The sequence below is a fragment of the Microbacterium sp. NPDC006705 genome, from assembly GCF_044903545.1.
Classification (GTDB): domain Bacteria; phylum Actinomycetota; class Actinomycetes; order Actinomycetales; family Microbacteriaceae; genus Microbacterium; species Microbacterium plantarum.
Map to the genome: position 1 here is coordinate 822,453 of NZ_JBJDQQ010000001.1, position 21,752 is coordinate 844,204.

Genomic DNA, 21,752 nt, shown 5'->3' on the forward strand with positions numbered 1-21,752 from the left:
GCCCTAGCGCAGCGGCAGGGCAAGCGGGGCGCCGTCGCGTCAGCGGAAGCCGCCCGGCGCGAAGAGGTCGGGGCGTTCGGCCTTCAGATGTGCCAGGAGCTGTCCGTAGCCCGTCATGGCCGAGGTCGCCGTGAAGGCCGTCCGCCGGCCGCGCTTCGCGAGAACCCCGCTGTAACGATGAGCCACGTGCGGGCGCAGCCGGGTGATGTCCGCCAGCTCGACCCGGGTCGGCGGCAGGAAGCCCCGCGAGACGAAGACCGCCTTTGGGGCGACCTCGAGCCGCATCCGACTCATCCCGTGCGCGAGCCACAGGAGCGCGGCGCCGATGAGCAGAGCTCCGAGCCCCACGATCCGCCTCGCGGGCGAGTCCTCCGGACGTGTGATCGGACCCACGAGATTGATGACGCCGATGATCGCCATCATGCAGCCGCCGACGCGCACCATGACCCGCCGCCAGCGCTGGGTCGTTACGACGAAGAGCACCGAGGCGCGTTCGTCACGCCAGGCTGCGGCGACGTCGGACGATCGCGCCAGTACGGCGCTCGCGCCCGCGATCGCCAGCATGACGACAGCGACCGCGAAGCCGACCACGGAGAACAGAGCGTCCATGGGCGACGGGCCTCTCGTCGGGATCGGGCGACCCTCGACGGTATCGCATCAGCCGATCCGCTCGACGCGGACGTCGTCGATATTGAGCCAGTTACCGCCGGCAGCCTCGGTGTAGAACCCGAACTCGAGAGTTCCGTTCGAGACCGGCACCTCCAGAGACACCCGCTTCCAGTCGTTCGGACTCACCGGCAGCGCTGCCTGGCGCTCCGGCACGCCGGAGTTCTTCGCGTACAGATAGGCGGAGGTCTGGCCGCCGCTGTTGAGCGTCCACGCGGAGACCCGGTAGAGCCCCGACGGCAGCCCGCCGAGCGCCTGATAGGCCGACGCGGTGTAGGGCGTCGACTTCCAGAACGTGAGCTTGAGCGCACCGACGACCGCCGGGTCCTGAGTGAAGACCGCGTTGGCGTGGGCGCCTCCCGGCGACCACACACCCCAGCCGGTCGGATCGTTCGTGTAACCGTCCTGCTCGAAGCCGCCGTTGACGACGAGGTTCGGCGGCGGCGCCTCCCCGAACACGTCGAGTGTCGTCAGGGCCGCGCCGCTCCAGTCGAACAGCGTCTGGTTGTCCCAGGGGTTGGAGAGGACGCCCGGGTCATCGTTGTCGATCTTTCCCGCCTCGGTCCCCCAGTTCGCGCCCGGGACGGGAAGCCAGCCCGGCTCCCACCAGATGAGTCCGCGCCCGCGCCCGTCAGGCACAGCACGGACGATGTCGCGGAGGTCTCGCAGAAACGCCGTCTGGCCCGCGACGGTCGCCGGATACCCACCGGTCGCCGCCTCGGCGGTGTAGAACGAGTTGCCGAGGCCGTCGGCGTCGCCGAGAGTCCACCCGTAAGCGGTCTCGACGATGAGGACGTCCTTGCCGTATCGCGCACTGATGTCGTTGAGATTGGCCGCGAGCTGGCCCATGGTCCCGTGCCAGAACGGGTAGTACGACAACCCGATGATGTCGAACGGAACACCCTGAGCCGTGATCGCGTCGAACCACCAGCGATAGAGGGCGTTGTCGCCGCCGTGGTCCAGGTGCAGGACGATCTCGATGTCCTCCCCCGTTCGAAGCGCCGCGTCGACCCCCGCGATCCCTGCTTTCAGCAAGCCAGCCAGCTGAGTGAAGTCCGAGACGCCGTTGCCGACCCGACCGTGATCCCAGAGGATGCCGCCGGGTATCTCGTTGCCCATCTGCACCATGTCGGGCAGCACCCCGGCCGTCCGCATGGCGTCGATGACGTCCTCGGTGTACGCGCGGACGGTCGACACCAGCTGCGGATAGGACAGCCCGCGCCACGCCTTCGGCACGGTCTGCGTTCCCGGGTCGGCCCACCAGTCGCTGAGGTGGAAGTCGAGCAGGACGTCCATCCCCGCGGCCTTCGCGCGCTGCGCCGTCGCGATGGTCGTCGCGAGGTCGTTGGTGCCACCGCCGTATGGTTCGCCGGCAGCCGTGTAGGGGTCGACCCACAGACGGAGCCGAGCGAGGTTCATGCCGGCATCGCCCATGATGTCGATCGGATCGCCCACGACTCCGCCCCGGGAGAACGTCCCGCCACGCGTTTCGACCTCGTGGATCATCCCGAGGTCACCGCCCATCACGAAGTCGTCCGGATCGAAAGCCGCGCTCGCGGTGGTCGCCGGAAGGAACGCCGCGACCAGGACGGCTGCGGCCGCGGTGGCAAGCGCCGTCGCTCGCCGCCGTGCTCGGTTCGTCATCTGTGTTCCTCTCTCGTGACTGTGGGCCGACCGGAGGTCGCCCCGAGTGCGCTCAGTGACGCGAGAACGCGCCCCCGCTCATCGAACAGCGTCTGGTTCGCCCAGCCGTTGCCGGGCTCAGCCACGTCGTTTCCGTAGTCCATCCCCGCCGCCGACGCCCAGGAGGTTCCGGGCACGGGCAACCAGGCGGGCTCCCAGTACACGATCCCGAGTCCCCGACCACCGGGCACTCCCCGCACGACCCCCGCGAGGTCGTCGAGATACCCGGCCTGACCCTCGACGGAGGCCGGGTAGATCGCCGCAGGCGAGCTCGCGTCGAACATCGAGGTCCCGCCGGGGTTGTCGGGCCGGTACGCGTACGCCGTCTCGACGACGATGACGTCCTTCTCGTAACGCTCGACGAGCTGGTGGAGGTTGTCGCGCAGGTCGTCCAGCGACCCGTGCCACAGCGGGTAGTACGACAGTCCGACGGCATCGAAGTCGACGCCTCTCATGGTGATCTCGTCGAACCACCGGCGATAGAGATCGGCAGCACCTCCGGCGTCGAGGTGAAGGACGATGCGCGAACGGGAATCGGCCGCGCGCACCGCACTCGACCCCGCCTGCAGCAGTCGGGCGAGACGGTCGTACTGCTCGGACGCCTCATCCGGCGACACCTCCTCGAAGGCACGGCTCTCGAGGTCGTACCGCGGCGTGCGGCCGTGCGGCCACAGCATCCCGTTCGTCGTCTCGTTGCCGACCTGCACCCATTCCGGGCTGCCCGCGCTCGACTGCACGGCGGTGATGACCTCCGCCGTGTGCGCGGCGACGGCATCGCAGACACCGTCGAGGTCGAGGCCCTCCCAGGATCTCGGCAGCGACTGCTTCTTCGGATCGGCCCAGAAGTCGCTGTAGTGCAGGTCGATCATCAGGTCGAGTCCGGCTGCCCGCGCGCGCTCGGCCAAGCGCAGCGTCGTCGCGAGGTCGTTCGTGCCGCCTTGGTACGGCCGTCCTGCGCTGTCGGTCGGGTCGACCCAGACCCGCAGGCGCGCGAGGTTCACGCCGTGGTCGGCCAGGATGCGAAAGAGGTCCCTCGTGCCCGCGGCATCCGAGAAGCTGCCGCCCAGCGCCTCGACCTCCGCGGTCATCGACACGTCGGCCCCGCGAATCGGTAGTGATGTCGTCGTCATTCCTTCTCTCCTCCTTGCGCTAGCCCCGCGACCAGGTATCGCTGGAGCACCATGTAGAGCACTGTGATCGGCACCGCGACGAGGATGGCCCCCGCCGCGAACGTCGTGAAGTCGTTCCGCGTCTGGTCGGAGATCAGCTGGAACAGCCCGATCGCGACGGTGTAGTTCTGCGGGCTGCTGATCAGAAGACGCGGGAGGATGAAGTCCATCCACGGCACCGCGAATTGGGTGACCGCGACGAAGGTCAGCATCGGCGTCATCAACGGCAGCAGAATGCGCGTGAAGATCTGCAGATGCGAGGCCCCGTCGATCACGGCCGCCTCGTCGAGGCTGGTGGAGATGCCGTCGAGGTATCCCTTGAGCAACCAGATGTTGTACGGCACCGCCGCCGCCACGCTCGCGATCACGAGACCGGTGAGACTGTCGAGCAGGCCGAAGTTCAGATAGAGGATGTAGATCGCGATCGCGGTCATGAACGTCGGGAAGATCTGGATCACCAGCATCACGAGCAGTCCCAGGCGCCGCCCCGCGAAGCGCAGCCGAGCGAACACATAGGCGGCGATCGCCGACAGCAGCACGCTGATCACCATGTTCGACACCGCGACGAAGAGCGAGTTGCCGTACCAGGTGGCGAACGGCGTCTCAGCGAACAGCCTGATGTAGTTGGCGAGAGTCGGATCGGCCGGGATGGCCGACGCCTGCGCGAGTGAGCGCCCCGAGCCGAAGGAAGAACCGACGATCCAGGCCAGCGGGTAGAGGACGATGATCGCGACGATCAGCAGCTCGACATGGATCAGGACGGTGAGAAATCGGTTCCGAGTTCTATGCATCGGTGAACGCCTTCGAACGACGCAGGCTCCAGATCGAGAAGCTGCCGACGATGACGAAGATCAGGATCGACATCACCGAGGCGATGTCGTACAGACCGTTGTCGAGCGTGAGCTTGTAGAGCCAGGTGATGAGGATGTCGGTACCACCGGCGTACCGGTAGTCGGGATTCGCAGGGCCACCTTGGGTGAGGAAGTAGATGACCCCGAAGTTGTTGAAGTTCGCCACGAACGACAGGACGATCAACGGTGCCGTGGCTCGCAGGACGATGGGCAGCGTGAGGTAGCGCACCTGTTGCACCGCCGACGCGCCGTCGATGCGCGCGGCCTCGTAGTAGCTCGGCGAGATGTTCGTCAGGGCACCGCTGATGAGAGCCATGAAGTAGGGGAAGCCCAGCCACAGGTTCACCAGAAGCGCGATGAGCCGCGCGAGCCAGGGGTTCGCCGGATCGGTCAACCACATCACCCGCTCGGGCGTGATGCCGAGGTCGACGAGCGCCTGACTGATGGGCCCGAACTGACCGTTGAACATCGAGCGGAAGACGAGAGCTGAGATCATGGCGGGCACCGCCCACGGCAGGAAGAAGATGCTCCGCCACAGGCGCGGCAGGCGTACGCGCCTGCTGGAGACGAAGACGGCCTGCAGAAAACCGAGCGCGTACGTCGTGGTTGTCGCCAGCGCCGCCCACAGCACCGTCCATCCGAGCACGCCGAAGAACGTCGCACCCCAGGCGCCGGCTCCCAGCAGCTGCCGGAAGTTGGCGAGGCCGACCCAGTCGACCAGCTGCATCGGCGGCAGGTTGTCGCTGCTGTAGTCGGTGAATGCGATGAGGATGCCGAAGACCACCGGCAGGGCGGTGACGAACAACAGCAGGATCAGGGTGGGTGCGAGCACGAGGTAGGGGAACGCCGTCTGCCGAGCGGCGCGCACCCACTCCCCGGCGGTCAGCCGCTCTCCGCTCGTGATGAGTCGGCGCCGCGTCCGTGCTGCGTCGCGCACGGCCCAGACGGTGGTCGCCGCCATGAGCCCGAGGACGAGGACCGCGATGATGCCGTTGATCATGAGGACGATCGAGTGGTCGCCCGGCGACAGCCCCGCGACCGTCATCGTGCGCGGTTGCGTGCCGAGGGTGACGAGACCCCACAGACCGCGGACGAAGAACCCGCCGTGGGTGCGCGGCGTGTAACCCGAGAGGTCGGCGTAGTGGCCGGTGAGCAGCTCAGCGATCACCGCACCGGCGCCGACGACACCGAGTGCCAGACCCTTGCCCCACTCCCGGTTGAGGAACTGCCCGAGACCGGGCACCAGCGCGGAGGCGAGCCCGAGCGTCCAGGGCGCCACGGGGTCCGCTCCGCGTCGGTGCGGGCTCACTCCCCCAGCCCGGTCAGGTCGGCGTAGCCGGCGACCGCCTGCTGCTGCGCTGTCGCCGGATCGAGGACGCCGTCCCACACGCCCGCGACGAGGTTGTTGCCGACCGTCCAGAGCGCGTCGCTCACGTCCGCGACGAGGTCGGAGCGCTCGGCCTGAGCGAGCACCCCGTTCGCGTGCGGATCGTCGGCGAGTCCGGGGATGGCTTGGGCGTTGAGCCTCGTCAGCGCCGGGATGCCGCCCGTCGTTCGATAGAGCGCAGCGGCCGCCTCGTCCGACGCGAGGAAGGCCGCGAACACACGCGCGGCGCCGGGATACTCGGAGTAGCCCGAGACGACCCCCACTCCCAGACCCGCGAGCGTCGCTGCGTCGCCTCCCCCTTGGGCCGACGGGAGGGTCGTCACGCCGTATTCGAAGCCGTTCTCCGCCGCCGCCGCGGTGAAGTCGCCGATCGACCAGGGCCCCGTGATCGCATAGGGCGTCTGGCCCTTCCCGAACTCCATCTCGATGGAGTCCCAGGTGGCGTCCGCCGAGTTGACCGGCCAGAGGTCGCGCAGCGCGCCGTAGTATTCGAGGCCGGCAGCGAGAGCCGGCGCATCGAGACCGGGATCGCCCTTATCGGTGCCGAGATGCCACCCGAGCGAGCTGAGCACCGGGTACGCGTAGTAGAGCTGCCCGCTCAGCCAACGAATGGTCCACCGGTTCTCCCGGGGGTCGTTGTAGGTCGCGGCGAGCTCGCGGATCTGCTCCCAGGTCGTCGCCGGTTCGGTCGAACCCGTGAGCTGCTGCAGGAGGGTCTTGTTGTAGAACAGCGCGATCGACTCGGTCGACACCGGCACGCCGTACAGCTCGCCGTCGCGGCTGACGACGCCCGCGAACGCGTCACCGACCCGCGAGGCGATCTCGTCCGCGTACTCGCCCAGCGGCGCAGCCACCCCGGACTCGATCGCGTTCGCCAGGTCGGTGAAGTTCGTGAAGTAGACGTCGGCGCCGGTGCCCGCCTCACCGTCGAGCGCCATCTTCGAGACAGCATCCACCTTCGACACCGTCGTCACCTCGACGCGGATGCCGGGATGCGCGGCGGCGAAGGCCTCGACCAGCGCCTCGCCGTACTCGGGGTATTCGACCCAGACCTTCAGCGGCACCTCTCCGCTGGCGATCTCCGGCTCGATCTCATACGCGCCCGCCTCGGCGTCCCAGGTCAGCGACGTCTGCTCGACCGAGGGCGCGCTCGAGCATCCCGCGCTCACCGCGACGGCGAGGATGATCGCTGTACCCACCGTTGCGCGGGTGATGGCTGCTGTGTTTCGGATGGTCATGCGAACTCCCTCGTTGCCGTGACTGTGACCGGTCCCAGTCAACTGGCGCGGTCCACCTGAGTCCATGACGGTAGTGGCAGGATCGCTGCTCCGACGCCCCTCTCCCCTGGGGAGGAATCGGCGATGACCCGGTCCCCCGGCTCAGTCCAGCGGCGTGACGACCTTGTTCTGATACGCCCAGACGACCGCCTGCAGGCGCGAACGCACCCCGAGCTTCATCAGGATGCGCACCAGGTGCGACTTGACGGTGCTGACCTCGACCGTCAACGCCTCGGCGATCTCGTCGTTCGACATTCCCTGCGCCAGCAGCTCGAGAATCTCGCGCTCTCGCGGCGTGAGGTGGTCGGCGGCCTCGGTGGCCGTCGACACCCGCTGCAATGCACGTCGGCGTGAGAACTCCCGCAGCACTCGCCGCGTGACGGCCTGATCGAGGGTGCCGTTGCCCGCGGCGACGTTTCGCACCGCTCGGACGATCTCTTCGGGCTCGGCGTCCTTCAGAAGGAATCCCGACGCCCCGGCCTCCAGCGCCTCGAACACGTAGTCGTCGATGTCGAAGGTCGTGAGGATCAGCACCGGGACGGCGGGTTCGTCTTCTCCCCGACCGGCAAGCGCCCGCGCCACCTCGATACCGCTGAGACCCGGCATCCGGACGTCGAGGCAGGCGACATCGGGCTGCAGCGACGTCGCCGATTCGAGCGCTTGGATGCCGTCGGATGCCGTCGCGACCACCTCGATGTCATCTTCAGCCGCGAGTAGCGCGGCGACCCCCGCCCGCACCAGAGGCTGATCGTCGGCGACGAGCACGCGGATCACGAGCTCGCTCCCGGGGCGCCGAGGGCCTCGGCCGGCACCGTGAGCCGGACACGCCAACCACCGCCGGCCTCCGGTCCCGCGTCCAGCGTGCCGCCCACCAGGCCGGCCCGTTCGCGCATCCCGAGCAGTCCGAATCCCTCGCGAGCCGCGCTGGCGGACGGCGCCGCGAGGGCAGGTGGGACACCCGCGTCACGCACGGTCGCGACGAAGACGCCGGGCCGAGTGCCGTCGAGGCGGACCTCGCACGGCGCCCCGGGAGCATGCCGAGCGGCGTTGGCGAGCGCTTCCTGCACCATCCGGTACACCACGAGCTGACCGAGCGGGCCGACCTGTGCAGTGCCTCGATCGATCGAGAACTCGACCGCGCGGCCCGTGGCCCGGGCGGCGTCGACCAGAGCGGCAACGGTCTCGATCGTCTCGACCGTGTCGCGCCCGTCGCCGTCTCGCCGAAGCAGTCCGACGAGCTGGCGGAGGTCGTCGAGCAGCACGCGGCTCTGTTCGCGCACCTGCCGGACGGCCACCCGAGCAGCTTCCGGATCTGTGGTGATCTGGCGCTCGATGACCCCCGACATCAACGCGATGCTCGATACGTGATGGGCGGCGATGTCATGCAGTTCGCGCGCCATCGCGGTGCGTTCGCGGGCGACCGCGGCGTCCACGACCGCGGCCCGTTCACGGCGAACCGCCTCGCTCTCGCCCTGCTCGGCACGACGGGCGTCGCGACGAGCTGTCACCGCGAGCACCCCCGCGGCCGGCAGAGCGACGATGGCGACGGCTTGCAGCAGCGCCGCGCCCACCGCGGCCGGCACGGTCACCGCGCTCGACCCGAGGATGTCGGCGGCCTGTCCGCCCGCGACGAGGATGCCGGCCACCGGCAGCACGACCCGAAGGGCTGGCACCGTCACGACCGGCGTGGCGCGCAGAACGGCGACCAGCACGGCGGCATCGGCGAGGCTGCCGAGTCCCGTCGGAGTGGTGATCCCGATGAGCAGCGCTCCGGCCGACGTGCCGAGCAGCACCGCGACGGGAGCAGAGCGCGCGAAGCACAGCGCGGCCGCCTGCACGGTGAGGACGGCGGCGAAAACCCACCACGAGGCTGACCCGAGGCTCGGCGTCGCGTGATCTGCGAACAGCTCGGGCGCAGCCGCCAGCGCGAGCAGCGTCACCGCGCCGGTGCCGAGCGCCACGACGACATCCGTGACGCTCGGCGCACGCCGCATCCGACTCATGCCGCTATCTTTGCGGCTTCCGGCGCGCGATGCCCCATCACGGGCGAACCCGCCGGAAGTCCGAGACGCCCGCGGGTGAGCGCGATCGTGACAACCGCGGCCACTGCCGCACCGATCAGGAGCACGTGCTGCAACTGGTCACCGCCCACGGTCGGGAACATCTCCGCCCAGAACACCGTGACGGTGTTGTTCAGGCTCACATGGAAGAGCATCACGATCGGCAGGCTCTGTCCGGAACGGTTGAACAGCCACATGATCACGACGTTGAACAGCGCACTGAAGGCGACGAACTCCACGACATTCAGCCATGTCACGTCCGGCCATGATCCCCACTCGGTGAGGAACAGCGGCAGGTGCCAGATGCCCCACAGCGGCCCGAGGATCGCCGCGGCGCCGAGCGGACCGAAGCGCTCCTGCAGCGGCGGTAGGGCGAAGTCGCGCCAGCCCGGTTCTTCGGCCAACCCCGTCGTCAGCATCTGCAGCAGGAGTGCGGGCACGTACAGCGCGACCGCGATGAGGCTGGGCGCCTGCGCCTGCCCGCCGGATGCGACGAATCCGAGCGACAGCACGGCCAGCGGCACCGCGAGCAGCGCGACGGCGTACCACCGCGGCGCGACTCGCCACCGCAGCAGCCGCCCGACCCAGACACGCAGTCCCGCGCGTCCGCCCGTCACCGCGGTCACGACGAACGCCGCACCGAGTGGCCCGAGGTATGCACCGAAGAGCATCCCGGTGAACTGCGAGGTGCCGAAGATCTGCGGGAACGCGTAATCCCAGACGCCGAGACCGTCGTTCGAGAGGATCCACGGCGTCCAGGCCACCCAGCTGAGACCCAGCGCGAGCACGAAGAACGATACGAGGGGCCGCCGGCGGATGATGCCGGTGACGCTCCTCTCGGAGGTGGAGCCGACGTGAATGGTGGCCATGAGGGTTTCCTTCCGGTCGTCGTCGGACCCCGGGGAACGGGGTCGTCGTCGACTGTAGGAAGGAGGCCGCGTGCGGCTCGACGTTCGAACGGCGGCAATGCGTGATCTCCATCGAAAGGTGGAGGAGCAATCGCGCCGACCTCCGCCCCACTGGCACAGTGGGGGTATGAGCACGACGCAGAGCATCATCATCGACGAGCGAGCGCTTCAGGCCGCGCTCGACGAGCAACCGTTCTCGGGGATCGTCCGCGTCGACTCCGGCGATGTGTCCGTGTGGCGCAGCGAGCACGGGATGGCCGACCGGGCGAGCGAGACGCCCGTCTCCGAGAGCACCCGCTTCGCGATCGCGTCAGGGAGCAAGGCCTTCACGGCACTCGCCATCATGCGACTCGTCGAGGACGGTCGGCTCGCGCTCGACACTGCCGTTCGAGGCGTGCTCGGCGACGACCTGCCGCTCATCGACGACGCGGTCACCGTCGAGCAGCTCCTCGGCCACACCTCGGGAATCGGCGACTACATCGACGAGGACGACGACCTCGATGTATCGGAGTTCTACCTCGGAGTGCCCGCGCACACGCTCACGACCGCGGAGGCGTTCCTGCCCCTGCTCGACGGCATCCCGCCGAAGGCCGCTCCCGGCGAGACCTTCGCCTACTGCAACAGCGGCTACGTCGTGCTCGCGATCGTCCTCGAACGGGTCACGGGCCGCGTCTTCCACGAGGTGGTGCACGACCTCGTCCTCGTCCCGGCCGACCTCGTCGACACCGGCTTCCCCCGCACCGACGAGCTCGACGGGAATCATGCCCGCGGATACGTCTTCGACGACGGACTGCGCGTCAACACGCTGCACCTGCCCGTCCGCGCCAATGGCGACGGCGGCGCCTCCACGACGGCCGCCGACGTTCACCGGTTCTGGCGCGCGTTCTCCGCCGGACGCATCGTCTCGCCCGAAACCGTGGCGCTGATGACCGCCCCGCGTTCCTTCGTCGAAGACGAGGAGATGCGGTACGGTCTCGGTTTCTGGCTCAACGAGACCGGACCAGGTGTCGTCCTCGAAGGGTGCGACGTCGGCTCGTCGTTCCGGTCCGTTCATCACCCGCCGACCGCGACCACCGCGACTGTGATGAGCAACACGGCAGACGGAGCCTGGCCCGTCGCGCGCGTACTCGCCGATGCGATGGCGCAGCTCGGCGAGCGGTAGGCCGGTCACCCGGCCGCGACAGGCTCCGTCTCGTCGTCGTCGACGGCTGGCGGAGCCGCCGCGATGTGCGTGATCGGACGCCAGACCAGCAGCAGGGTCACCGCCGCGCCGACGAAGGCGAACCACCAGGGGCCGGTCGGTCCCCAGACCTGGGCGATGACCCCGCCGAGCGCCTGCCCGATCACGAGTCCGCCGAAGACCCCGACCATGTTGACCGAGGCGATGCGGCCCTGCAGCTCGTGAGGAACGAGGCGCTGGCGGACGGTGGTCGAGATCGTAGCCCAGACGAAGGCGTAGGCGCCGAACGCGATCATGATCACGAAGGCGACTGCCCCCGAGGTCGTCAGGGCGAACGCGAGGTGCATGAGCACCTCGGCGGTGAGACACACGCGCATGAGCGCGGCGAACGAGAAGCGTCGTTCCAGCCTTCCGAACAGCAGAGTCGCCGCCAGTCCGCCGATCGCGGAAGCCGTCGTCAGCGCGCCGTACCCGACCGGCCCCATCCGCAGGTAGTCGGTCGCGTAGAGGACGAGCACACCCCAGGGCGCGGCCCAGGTCACGTTGAAGGTGAGGATGATGATCACGAGCGTCCGCACCGGCGGGTTGCGCCACAGCCAGCGGATGCCGCTGAGGATATCGGTGTGCACCGGAGTACGCTCACGCGGTCCGTCCGCCGGTTCGACGCGCTTCGTCGCGGTGATCCGCGAGATGAGGACGATCGCGAGCGCGACGCACAGCCCCTGGACGGCGAACGGCCAGAACGATCCCACGGCGAACAGGAAGGCACCCAGCGGCGGACCGCCGAGCTGGTTCGCCACGAGGAACCCGGCCTGAAGGCGCGCATTGCCGATGCCGAGGTCGCTTTTGCGCACCATCATCGGCAGCAGAGTGCTGCTCGTCGTGTCGACGAACACCTCGGCGGTGCCGTAGAGGAACGCCACGATCAGCACCATCCAGATGCTGGCGAGACCGGTGACGAGGAAGACGCACAGACCGACCAGCACGAGAGCCCGGATGCCGTTGGCCACCATGATCAGGATCCGTCGGTCGACCCGGTCGGCGATCGCGCCGGCGTGGAGTCCGAACAGCAGCCACGGCAGGAACTGCATGACGGCACCGGAGGCCACCAGGATGGGCGAATCGGTCATCGACGCGATCAGGAGCGGGGCGGCTGCGAGGGCGATGCCGTCGCCGATGTTGCTCGTCAGCGACGAAGCGAACAGCCACCGGAAGTCACGGCCCAGACGCCGCGGCGCGACCCACTCTGCGATACCCACCGCACGAGCCTAGGGCGCACCTCCGACACGGGCGGAAACACCGCGATCTGCTCCGCGCCTCAGTCTGCCCGCGGCGGCTGCGCCGGTCAGGATGCGGGGACGATCCGCAGCGCTTCGACGAGACGGGCGTAGAGCGGGCTCGTCTGGACGAGCTCGTCGTGCGTGCCCGAGGCGCCGATGCGCCCATGGTCCATGACGAGGATCCGATCGGCGTCCATGACCGTCGAGAGTCGGTGAGCGATCGTGATGACGAGGGTCTCGGACGAAATTCGCTCGACCACATCGTGGATCGCCGCCTCGGTCAGTCCGTCCAGCTGCGCGGTCGCCTCGTCGAGCAGCAGCACCGCGGGGCGCCGGACGATCGCGCGCGCCACCCCGATGCGCTGACGCTGTCCGCCCGAGAGGCTGGTCGTGCTCACGGGCTCGTCGAGGCCGAGGGGGAAGCTCTCGATCAGGTCGCGCAGCCGCACGGCCTCGAGCGCCGCCCAGAGCTCGTCGTCGGTCGCATCGGGGAACCGATAGGCGAGGTTGTAACGCACGCTTCCCGTCAGCAGCGGCGTCTCCTGCTCGACGTAGGCGATGCGCTCCCGGATCGAGCTGAGGGACAGCGCGGCGTAGTCGCCGCCGTTCATCCGGATTGTGCCCGACTCGGGGCGGTAGAACCCGAGGATCAGCGAGAACAGGCTCGTCTTCCCGGCTCCCGACGGCCCGACGACGGCGATCCGCCCACGCGAGGGCAGGCCGAGAGTGAGGTCGACCACGGCCGGCGCGACGGCCCCGGGGTAGGTGAACGTCACGCGCTCGAACTCCAGCGCCGGCGCATCTCCAGCATGCTGCGGGGCGTTCCCGCCGCTGGCGGTGTCCTCCGCGGCGATGTCCTCCGTCTCACGGATGCGCGCAGCGGCGGCCGCGCCGGACTGGAGCTCGGCGACGTACATCGTGATCGAGCTGACCGGCTCGACCAGCTGGAACGCGTACAGCAGGAACGCCACGAGAGTCGACACCTCGAGCCACCCCGACCCGACCCGCCAGGCGCCGACGGAGAGGATCAGAAGAATGCCGAACTGGATGCCGCTGCCCGCGATGGTCCACGCGAACGCCTCGGTGCGATTGGCCCGCTTGCCGTGGCGCATCGAATCGCGGGCCTGATCGATGACGCGGCGCTCCTCGGTTCCCTCCGCCCGTGCCGCCTTCATGGTCCGCACAGCGCGAGCCCCGCCCTCGAGGATCGCTCCGAGACGGCCAACCGCCTCCTGTGCGCGGCGTTGCGCCTCTCCGATCCGAGGCATGAGTCGACCGGCGAGCACGCCGACGACGACGATGCAGCCGAGCGCCACCAGGAACAGGGTGAGGTCGAGGATCGCCATGAGGACGAGCGATCCGGCGAGGGCGATCACCTGATTGACCAGATTCACCAGTGCGGACGAGGTCGCTTCGCGCAGCAGCACCGTATCGGAGGTGACTCGGGTCACCACCTCGCCGGTCGGCCGGAACTGCAGGTCCGCCACTCGTCCACGGAAGAACCGTCTGACGAGCATCGATCGCGCCGAGAACACGATGTCCTCCGCGAGGTTGCCGAGAAGCACCGCCTGCGCGAACCCGAATCCGGCGCCGGCGATAACAAGACCGAGCAACAGGGCGATCGGCGTCAGCATCTCGGCGGGCGCACCGACGGAGTCGAGGATCCGCTTGGTGACCAGCGGCGTCGCCAGCGCGGCTGCCGTGCCTCCGAGCCCCAACAGGAAGCCGACGGCGAGACGAGCGCGATGTGGCCTGACGAAGAACCAGAGCGTCCGCATGTTCGGCCACGAAGGCGCGGCGGACGGTTCCTGATCGCGGGCAGGGCTGACGGGCGATTGCTCGAGGTTCGGTGCGGAAGTCATTGCTTTCGCACCGTAGAAGATCTGGCTCTGCGTCGAATAAGAGAACGGAACGGGTGACGCCCCCTCCCGGCGCACCTCCGACACGTAGGCTTGCCCGATGTCCGGAAACTCGCGTGTCAGCCCCGATGCCTTCGTGCGCGTGCGCGGAGCGCGCGAGAACAACCTCCGGAACGTCGACGTCGACCTTCCGCGCAACGCGATCGTCGCGTTCACCGGTGTGTCGGGCTCGGGCAAGTCGTCGCTCGCGTTCGGGACGATCTTCACCGAGGCGCAACGCCGGTATCTCGAGTCCGTGGCCCCCTACGCCCGGCGCTTGATCCAGCAGGGCCACAATCCGCACGTCGAGTCGATCACGGGGCTCCCGCCGGCAGTCGCCCTGCAGCAGCGTCGCGGCGCGCCGAGCTCTCGCTCGAGCGTCGGCACGGTGACGACGCTGTCGAACTCGCTGCGGATGCTGTTCTCGCGCGCCGGCACCTTCCCCGACGGGTTCACCGACCGGCTCGACTCCGACGCCTTCTCCCCCAACACCGCCGCCGGCGCGTGCCCGGAGTGCCACGGCATCGGCGTCGCGCACACGGTCACCGAGGAGACCCTCGTGCCCGACCCCTCCCTCAGCATCCGCGACGGCGCGATCGCCGCGTGGCCGGGCGCGTGGCAGGCGAAGAACCTCCGCGACATCACGATCGCCCTCGGCTACGACGTCGACCGCCCCTGGCGCGAGCTCGACCCCGCCGACCGGGAATGGCTGCTGTTCACCGACGAACAGCCCGTGATGGAGATCACTCCGCAGCGCGACCGAGTCGCGAAGCCCTACAAAGGCATGTTCTGGAGCGCGAAGAAGTACGTCTTCCACACCCTCGCCGACTCGAACAGCGCGAAGATGCGCGAGCGAGTGCTCCAGTTCGTGCGCACCGGCGTCTGCCCGCTGTGCGGCGGCTCGGGCCTGCGGCGCGAGGCGCTGGCTGTCACCTTCGCCGGCCGCACGATCGCCGAGCTGAACGCCCTGCCGATGAGCGACCTCGCCGACATCCTGCGTCCGACCACGATGCTGACGGATGCCGCGCCCGCGCTGCCGACGTCATCGTCCGGCGAGCGGACGGATGTCGCTGTCGCGATCACCACCGACCTCGTCGCCCGCATCGAGGTGCTGATCGACCTCGGGCTGGGCTACCTCGGTCTCGGCCGGGTGACCACGACCCTCTCCCCCGGCGAGATGCAGCGTCTGCGTCTGGCGACGCAGTTGCGCTCGGGCCTGTTCGGCGTGGTCTACGTGCTCGATGAGCCGTCGGCCGGCCTGCATCCCGCCGACGCCGAGCCGCTGCTCGACGTGTTGGAGCAGCTGACGGACGCGGGGAACTCGGTGTTCGTCGTCGAGCACAACATGGACGTCGTCCGCGGCGCGGACTGGATCGTCGATGTGGGACCTGGAGCGGGCGAGGGCGGCGGCGAGGTGCTCTACAGCGGAGCCGTCGACGGACTCGCCGAGGTCGCTGTGTCGGTGACGCGGCCCTTCCTGTTCCCCGACGCCGACGGCGCTGCCGTGAAGCCGCGCGACCTGCGCACCCCCACCGGTTGGCTGACGCTGAAGGGCGCCTCACTGCATAACCTGGTGGACGTCGACGCGTCGTTCCCGCTCGGGACGTTCGTGGCCGTCACGGGTGTGTCGGGGTCGGGCAAGTCGTCGCTCGTGGGAGGCGTGCTCCGCGACGTGGTGCGCGGCTACCTGCGCGGGGATGACGCAGGCGACCAGCCGGACGACGAGACAACGGATGCCGCGGCGCCGGCCGAGACCGGGCTGGCGGAGGCGACACTCCCCGACGGGCGAGCCGATATCCCGACGGTGCGGACCGTCGACGGCCTCGAGCACATCGACCGGCTCGTGCGCGTCGACCAGAAGCCGATCGGACGTACGCCGCGCTCGAACCTGGCGACCTACACGGGCCTGTTCGATGCGGTGCGCGCCGTGTTCGCCGGCACCGACCTCGCCCGCGAGCGCGGGTACACCGCCGGCCGTTTCTCGTTCAACGTCGCGGGAGGCCGCTGCGAGACGTGCCTCGGCGAGGGCTACGTCTCGGTCGAGCTGCTGTTCCTGCCGGGCAGCTACGGGAAGTGCCCGACGTGCCACGGCGCGCGGTACAACGCCGAGACGCTCGAGGTCACCTACCGCGGTAAGAACATCGCCGAGGTGCTCGCCCTCACCGTCGACGAGGCTGCCGGGTTCCTCGAGCCGGTGCCCGCGGCATCCCGCAGCCTGCGCACGCTACGCGACGTCGGCCTGGGCTACCTGCGGCTCGGGCAGCCGGCTACCGAGCTGTCGGGCGGCGAGGCGCAGCGCATCAAGCTTGCGACCGAGCTGCAGCGCGCCCGTCGCGGCCACACCCTGTACCTGCTCGACGAGCCCACCACCGGACTGCATCCCGCCGACGTGCGCCTGCTGCTCACGCAGCTGCACGCGCTGGTCGACGCCGGCAACACGGTAGTCGTCGTCGAGCACGACATGGCTGTCGTAGCCTCCGCCGACTGGGTCATCGACCTCGGTCCGGCCGGCGGCAACGCGGGTGGCCGCGTGGTGGCGGCCGGGACGCCCGAGGACGTGGCGCGGGAGGCGGAGAGCCGGACGGCGCCGTACCTCGCGCGGCATCTGGCGAACCGATCGGAGCCGAACGCTACGCCGTGATCGAGGCCGGGTCGGCGAGCAGGGATCGGCTGATCGCCCGTACCGAGGGGAAGGTGTCGAGCTCCATGACGTCCGCGAGCGAGAACCACCCGGCGCCGTGGACCTCGTCGGCCGCGAAGCTCACGGTCTCCTCCCCCGTCACGTCGAGCACGAACGCCATGTCGAGGTGGATGTGCGCCGGCTCGCCGGGGCGCTCGGGGATGAGCTGATAGCTCATGCTCGTGGGGAGGTCGAGCTGCGCCTCTTTCGTGCCGTCGACCTCGAGGTCGATGCCCGGGTGCGGCCGCACCGCCGCATGGATGCCCGTCTCTTCGAGCACCTCACGGACGACGGCGGCTTGCGGCGTCTCGTCCGGGTCGACGTGACCACCCGGGGGCAGCCATCTGGTGAGCTTCCGGTGATGCACGAGCAGCACTCGGTCCCCCGCCGCATTGAGGACGTAGCCACTCACGCTGAACTGCTTCTCGAAGTGCGACGTGTGCTCGATGAGCGTCATACGGGGGTCCTCGGTTTCTCGCGGCCGGGGCCGGGCTAGCGCACGTGCCTCCTCCATGCGCTCGGCCATGGTCCGGTCGAGAGCTACTACCAGTCTCCATCGGGGCTGCTCGGCGCGGGCTCAGGACACTCGAGCCACGTCGCGCGGACGGAACTGTTCTCGAGCAAGTAAGACCGGCACGCTCGGCGTGCCGTCTGCGGCCGCCAACCAGCTGAAAAACTACGATCCTCCAGGTGGAACTCGACCTCCACGTCAACGGTGGAATCCGTGCTGCTCAGCACTCTCCATGTGAACGATGGCACTTCTGCTAGTTCCTGGGGCGTGAGCTCGAGGACTCGTACGAGCGCTCCCCGCTCATTGGCATCATCGGCGACCCCCTGCTGCACGCGCTGGAGCAGATCATTGTCAGCGAATGCCGCAGCGTAGGAGTCCTCTGGCTCTGCTTCCGAGTCCGACCACCAGCCCGCTGCAGAGCCCACTCCCCCGGCAGTCAGAAGGGCGCCCAGACAGATAACCAACACGATCCTGCGGCGACGGAATGCCCGGGGCACCTCATTCATTCCTCGATCCTGCTCCCAACTTGACCGCAGCGCTATGACCGGGATGTCGGTGCGTCTCGGAGTGGCACGTGTCCTTGATTGCCTTTCCATCCTGGAGACACCCCCCTGTGACCATGACCGACTGCCACCCCGGCGGTCGCGTCATCCTGCGAAGTGGTGCCAGCACGCGACGAGCGAAACGGCGGCGCCAATGCGAAGCCGAAGAGCTTGGGCCACACGGGGTAGGGCGTGAACAGCTGCAAGATCCTGCCCGCTCGGCGCGCGCAGGAAACGCGCGAGGAACACGCGTCCTCGCGAGCGTCACGACCGCTGAGGAAGCCCGCCTCGCCGACGCCTCGGGCGTGGATGGGCTCGTTGTCCAGGGACCGCGCGCCGGGGGGCACAGTGCGACGTTCGGCGCCACCCGCACACCCGACACCGTCCTCACCCGCGCCTTTACGGGACGCCCCACTCGCGCTCTGCGCAACGGGTTCATCGACCGCCACCAGAGAACCGACCTCAACGCCTACCCGGCCGTGCACCACACCTCACCCGTCCACTCCGACAGGCGGCGTCGCAGGCCGGCGACGCGGACCGGTTGCAGCTGTGGGCGGGCACCGGGTGGCGCAACGCCACCTCCGGTCCGGCATCGGAGATCATCCACCACCTCGCCGACGGGGTCTGAGCGCACCGAATCGCCTCGTCCCGGATGCCGCGGGGAGTGCGAATCCGGTCGACGGAGCGCCGGAGCGGCACACCCGCGTCCGCGAAGGCCGCGCGGAAGGGCGGGACGCCCGCCTCTGCGGTCAGGTCAGGGTGTCCCGTGCCACAGCCGCGCGGTCTCGATGTGCGTTCGCAGCAGGCGCTCGCGCGCTTCGTCCAGTGCGTCACGAGCATCCTCGAAAGCGCGACGCGCATCCTCGAGTCGGTGGTCGACCGCGGTCGGCGCTCCGGTCAAATGACGATCAACGGGGCGCCTGCAGATCGAATGACTCGATGTCGATGATCTGCTTCGTTATCGCATAGATCAGAACCTGCACTCGGTCGCGCACCCCCCACTTGGTCATGACCCGACCCAGATGCGCCTTGACGGTCGGCTCTGCGAGATGCAGCTGCCTCGCGATCTCCGCATTCGATCGCCCGTGAGCGAGTGCTTTGACGATCGACAACTCGCGCGGGGTGAGGGGTGGCGGTGCAGGCGCACCACCGACGATGCCCGGGTCGTCGCGCACGGAGCTGATCAAGTCGCGAGTGACGCGTGGGGAGATGACGGACCGGCCGGCATGGATCTCGCGCATCGCTTCCAGGATGTCGTCCGGGTCGGTGTCCTTCACGAGGTAGCCGGAAGCTCCAGCGCGCAGCGCCGGTACGACGTGCCGCTCCGTCGAGAACGTCGTGACGGCGAGCACCCGCACATCCGGGGAGGCCGTCGTGATCTGACGCGTGGCTTCGATTCCCGAAAGCTTGGGCATCTGCAGATCCATGAGCACGACGTCGGGTCGAAGCTCCCCCGTCGCCGCGACCGCACTCTCGCCGTCCACCGCTTCGCCGACGACGCTCATGTCACCGCTGGTGTCGACGAAAACACGGAGAGCATGACGGACGAGCGCTTCGTCATCGGCAATCAACACTCGCGTGGCTCCCACGCTGCGATTATAAGGAGCGCGTCGACAATCGGGTTAGTACATAGGTATGTGAATTCCGATACCTCCGGACGCAGTGCACCGGCATGCTCTTCCGAAATCCTCCTCCGAGAACCCTCGTTAGGAGTATCGATGTTCACGGAACTCTTCTTGTTCACAGCGGGAATGCGACCGGCGGGTCCGATCATGAGCGAGTTGTGCCGCTTGCTGGGGATCTGCAAGTGACCCGATCACCCATGCGGGCATGATGGGAGGGTGACGGAGCGTCAGAGGAGACTACGACACCGGCACGCGCCGGGCCGAGTGGGCGCGGATGAGCGCGGGTTCTCCGCGCTGCCGCGCCGGGGGCGCATCATCCTGCTCCTCGTCCTGGCCGTGATGCTCGTCGTCGACATCGCTTTAGCCGTCACCGAGCCAGGTGTCGCGTGGCGCGGTCTGATGTTTGGGTTGCCTGCGATGCTGGCCACGGTTCTGTTCATCTGGTGGCCCCCGGCAGCAGCGACCAGCCTCCTCCTCATCGCGCTCGTGCAGATCACCGCGGGGCAGGACGGCAGCGATGTCCTCTACCTCGCGGGCGTTGCCGGCCTCGTGGTCTACACGAGCCCGCTCTGGTTCGTGTCGATCTACGTCGTCGCGACGCTGATCCTCACGATCCTGGCGAGCACCGTCCTCGGAATCTTCGCGAACACGGCGCTGCCCGCGCTGGCGCTCGTGGTCGCGATCTCCGCCTCCATCGGCTGGGCGCTGCGCGCGGCGCACGGGCGTGAGTTGCGCCTGGCAGGTGACGTCGCCGCACTGGCCCAGGCACGCACGGCGGCGATCGAAGCCGAGCGGGAACGCATCGCAGACGAGTTGCACGACATCATCGCGCACGACATCACGCTCGTCTCGATGCACGCGAGGGTTCTTGAGCGCGTCGATGACGAAGCACTGCGCGACCAGTCCGTTCGCGCCATCCGCGCCGGCGCAGACCAGGCGCTGGCTGACATTCGCAGGATGCTCCGGATCGTGCGCGACGACGGAGCTTCCCCACTTCAGACGCCCGATGACCACGTCCCGACGCCGAACATCGCCGCCGCTTTCGAGGAGGCCCGCGACGCGCTCCTGCAGCTTGGGGCGGCCATCACGGTGCGATACAGCGACGTCTCGGTGTCGTCCACGATCGAACAGGCCCTGGTGCACCTGATCCGTGAGGGCACCACCAACATCGCGAAGCATGCGCCCGCGAACGCCTCCGTGACGATCACGCTCGAGGTGCTCGACGACGACGTGTGTCTAGAGCTGACCAACAGCATCGACCCTGCTCCGACCACAAGCGGCGTCCCATCGTCCGGTTATGGGCTCGACCGTCTGCGCGAGCGTGTCTCGGTCTCCGGCGGGCACTTCACGTCGGGACCCGCAGACGGACGGTGGGTCCTCACCGCACGGTTACCCGCGCGCTGACCGTCGGCGACGTGCCGCCCGAGCGCGCACCGGGGAGCGCGGAGCGCAACGTCATGAAGGTCAGCGCACGTCGCAGCACTGCGACGACGAGCGCAGTGCCGCGGATCGTCACCCACAATCGGGGCGACGTGATCCTGTGCGCAGCCGAGAACACTCGATAAGGCGACCGGCTCGAGCGAGCATCACCCCCGGCGAAGTCAGTACGTTCGTCGCTACTCGCGGGTCCGGGCAAGCGCGAACATGACGATGTCGGGGCGCCCGCTCCGCGTGAAAGTGAGGAGATGAAGACATGAGCACTGTCACGGGTCTGGCCGAGGACCAGACGAGAATCAACGTCCGTCAGCTCGCGGGCGCGACGGTGGCCCTGACAATCGCCACCTTCGCGCTCGTCTTGAGCGGCACCTTCGGGCCGGAGGTGGTGAAGTCGATCATCACGGCGGCAGGAGTTGCCGAGGCCGGGGTCGCCGTCGCGATCGTAGATGCGGTCCTAGCGGGTTCCGCGGTCGCGACCGTGGTGGCCGCGTTCATCGGCCTCGGCGTCGGCGGCGCCGTCGTGGGCGGCATCCGCTGGGCGATCGCGACGTTCGGGCGCAAGCAGGCCATCGAGTAAGACCTGAGCGTGTCCGCCAGG

18 protein-coding genes are annotated in these 21,752 nt (G+C 68.8%); 5 read left to right on the forward strand and 13 right to left on the reverse strand.

Translation table 11 applies throughout. The annotated features are described in order from the left end of the window. Positions 1-39: 39 nt before the first annotated feature. The 9 genes from ACI2K6_RS03960 to ACI2K6_RS04000 form a co-directional block, all read right to left on the reverse strand. The gene (locus tag ACI2K6_RS03960; RefSeq protein ID WP_404568119.1) at positions 40-609 is read right to left on the reverse strand and encodes a hypothetical protein; all 570 of its coding nucleotides are present in this window, start codon (positions 607-609) and stop codon (positions 40-42) included. A gap of 48 nt (positions 610-657) precedes the next feature. After that, positions 658-2,310 carry an arabinogalactan endo-beta-1,4-galactanase gene (locus ACI2K6_RS03965; RefSeq protein ID WP_404568120.1) on the reverse strand — a complete coding sequence of 551 codons (1,653 nt, stop codon included), beginning with the start codon at positions 2,308-2,310 and terminating at the stop codon, positions 658-660. Further along, positions 2,307-3,479, reverse strand: a complete 1,173-nt coding sequence (locus ACI2K6_RS03970) for a glycosyl hydrolase 53 family protein (RefSeq protein WP_323987467.1) — start codon at positions 3,477-3,479, stop codon at positions 2,307-2,309. The genes ACI2K6_RS03965 and ACI2K6_RS03970 overlap by 4 nt, the downstream gene beginning before the upstream one ends. Further along, a complete protein-coding gene (locus tag ACI2K6_RS03975) occupies positions 3,476-4,309 on the reverse strand; it encodes a sugar ABC transporter permease (protein ID WP_274177603.1) in 834 nt (277 codons plus the stop codon). The genes ACI2K6_RS03970 and ACI2K6_RS03975 overlap by 4 nt, the downstream gene beginning before the upstream one ends. Then, positions 4,302-5,678: a carbohydrate ABC transporter permease gene (locus ACI2K6_RS03980; RefSeq protein WP_404568121.1), complete on the reverse strand. Its 1,377-nt coding sequence runs from the start codon at positions 5,676-5,678 to the stop codon at positions 4,302-4,304. The genes ACI2K6_RS03975 and ACI2K6_RS03980 overlap by 8 nt, the downstream gene beginning before the upstream one ends. Then, entirely contained in the window at positions 5,675-6,994 is a 1,320-nt protein-coding gene (locus ACI2K6_RS03985) for an extracellular solute-binding protein (protein ID WP_404568122.1), read from the reverse strand. The genes ACI2K6_RS03980 and ACI2K6_RS03985 overlap by 4 nt, the downstream gene beginning before the upstream one ends. A 141-nt stretch (positions 6,995-7,135) precedes the next feature. Further along, on the reverse strand, positions 7,136-7,807 hold the full coding sequence (locus tag ACI2K6_RS03990; RefSeq protein WP_404568123.1) for a response regulator: 672 nt from the start codon (positions 7,805-7,807) through the stop codon (positions 7,136-7,138). Further along, positions 7,804-9,036, reverse strand: coding sequence for a sensor histidine kinase (locus tag ACI2K6_RS03995; protein ID WP_404568124.1), 1,233 nt, complete (start codon positions 9,034-9,036; stop codon positions 7,804-7,806). Before ACI2K6_RS03995 ends, ACI2K6_RS03990 begins: the two co-directional genes overlap by 4 nt. Further along, a complete protein-coding gene (locus tag ACI2K6_RS04000) occupies positions 9,033-9,962 on the reverse strand; it encodes a CPBP family intramembrane glutamic endopeptidase (protein WP_404568125.1) in 930 nt (309 codons plus the stop codon). The genes ACI2K6_RS03995 and ACI2K6_RS04000 overlap by 4 nt, the downstream gene beginning before the upstream one ends. Before the next feature lie 166 nt (positions 9,963-10,128). On the opposite strand from ACI2K6_RS04000, the gene ACI2K6_RS04005 reads away from it, so the two are divergent. Then, positions 10,129-11,163, forward strand: coding sequence for a serine hydrolase domain-containing protein (locus ACI2K6_RS04005; protein WP_404568126.1), 1,035 nt, complete (start codon positions 10,129-10,131; stop codon positions 11,161-11,163). A 5-nt stretch (positions 11,164-11,168) separates the two neighbouring features. On the opposite strand, the gene ACI2K6_RS04010 is transcribed toward ACI2K6_RS04005, so the two are convergent. Both ACI2K6_RS04010 and ACI2K6_RS04015 read right to left on the reverse strand, forming a co-directional pair. Further along, entirely contained in the window at positions 11,169-12,440 is a 1,272-nt protein-coding gene (locus ACI2K6_RS04010) for an MFS transporter (RefSeq protein WP_404568127.1), read from the reverse strand. Positions 12,441-12,526: 86 nt separating this feature from the next. Next, the gene (locus ACI2K6_RS04015; RefSeq protein WP_323987461.1) at positions 12,527-14,323 is read right to left on the reverse strand and encodes an ABC transporter ATP-binding protein; all 1,797 of its coding nucleotides are present in this window, start codon (positions 14,321-14,323) and stop codon (positions 12,527-12,529) included. A 97-nt stretch (positions 14,324-14,420) separates the two neighbouring features. Between ACI2K6_RS04015 and ACI2K6_RS04020 the strand changes: the two genes are divergently transcribed. Then, complete coding sequence (locus tag ACI2K6_RS04020) at positions 14,421-17,000, forward strand: ABC transporter (protein ID WP_404568128.1); 2,580 nt, start codon at positions 14,421-14,423, stop codon at positions 16,998-17,000. On the opposite strand, the gene ACI2K6_RS04025 is transcribed toward ACI2K6_RS04020, so the two are convergent. Further along, complete coding sequence (locus ACI2K6_RS04025; RefSeq protein WP_274177594.1) at positions 16,990-17,496, reverse strand: NUDIX hydrolase; 507 nt, start codon at positions 17,494-17,496, stop codon at positions 16,990-16,992. The genes ACI2K6_RS04020 and ACI2K6_RS04025 overlap by 11 nt on opposite strands. Positions 17,497-18,169: 673 nt before the next feature. Here ACI2K6_RS04025 and ACI2K6_RS04030 point away from each other — a divergent pair. Next, positions 18,170-18,997 (forward strand): nitronate monooxygenase, encoded by an 828-nt coding sequence (locus ACI2K6_RS04030; RefSeq protein WP_354452187.1) that lies wholly within the window; start codon positions 18,170-18,172, stop codon positions 18,995-18,997. 3 nt (positions 18,998-19,000) lie between these two features. Here ACI2K6_RS04030 and ACI2K6_RS04035 read toward each other — a convergent pair whose 3' ends face one another. Next, complete coding sequence (locus ACI2K6_RS04035; RefSeq protein WP_274177593.1) at positions 19,001-19,681, reverse strand: response regulator transcription factor; 681 nt, start codon at positions 19,679-19,681, stop codon at positions 19,001-19,003. 252 nt (positions 19,682-19,933) lie between these two features. On the opposite strand from ACI2K6_RS04035, the gene ACI2K6_RS04040 reads away from it, so the two are divergent. Then, positions 19,934-21,121: a sensor histidine kinase gene (locus ACI2K6_RS04040; RefSeq protein ID WP_404568129.1), complete on the forward strand. Its 1,188-nt coding sequence runs from the start codon at positions 19,934-19,936 to the stop codon at positions 21,119-21,121. Positions 21,122-21,410: 289 nt separating this feature from the next. Beyond that, a complete protein-coding gene (locus ACI2K6_RS04045; RefSeq protein ID WP_274177591.1) occupies positions 21,411-21,731 on the forward strand; it encodes a hypothetical protein in 321 nt (106 codons plus the stop codon). Positions 21,732-21,752 lie beyond the last annotated feature (21 nt).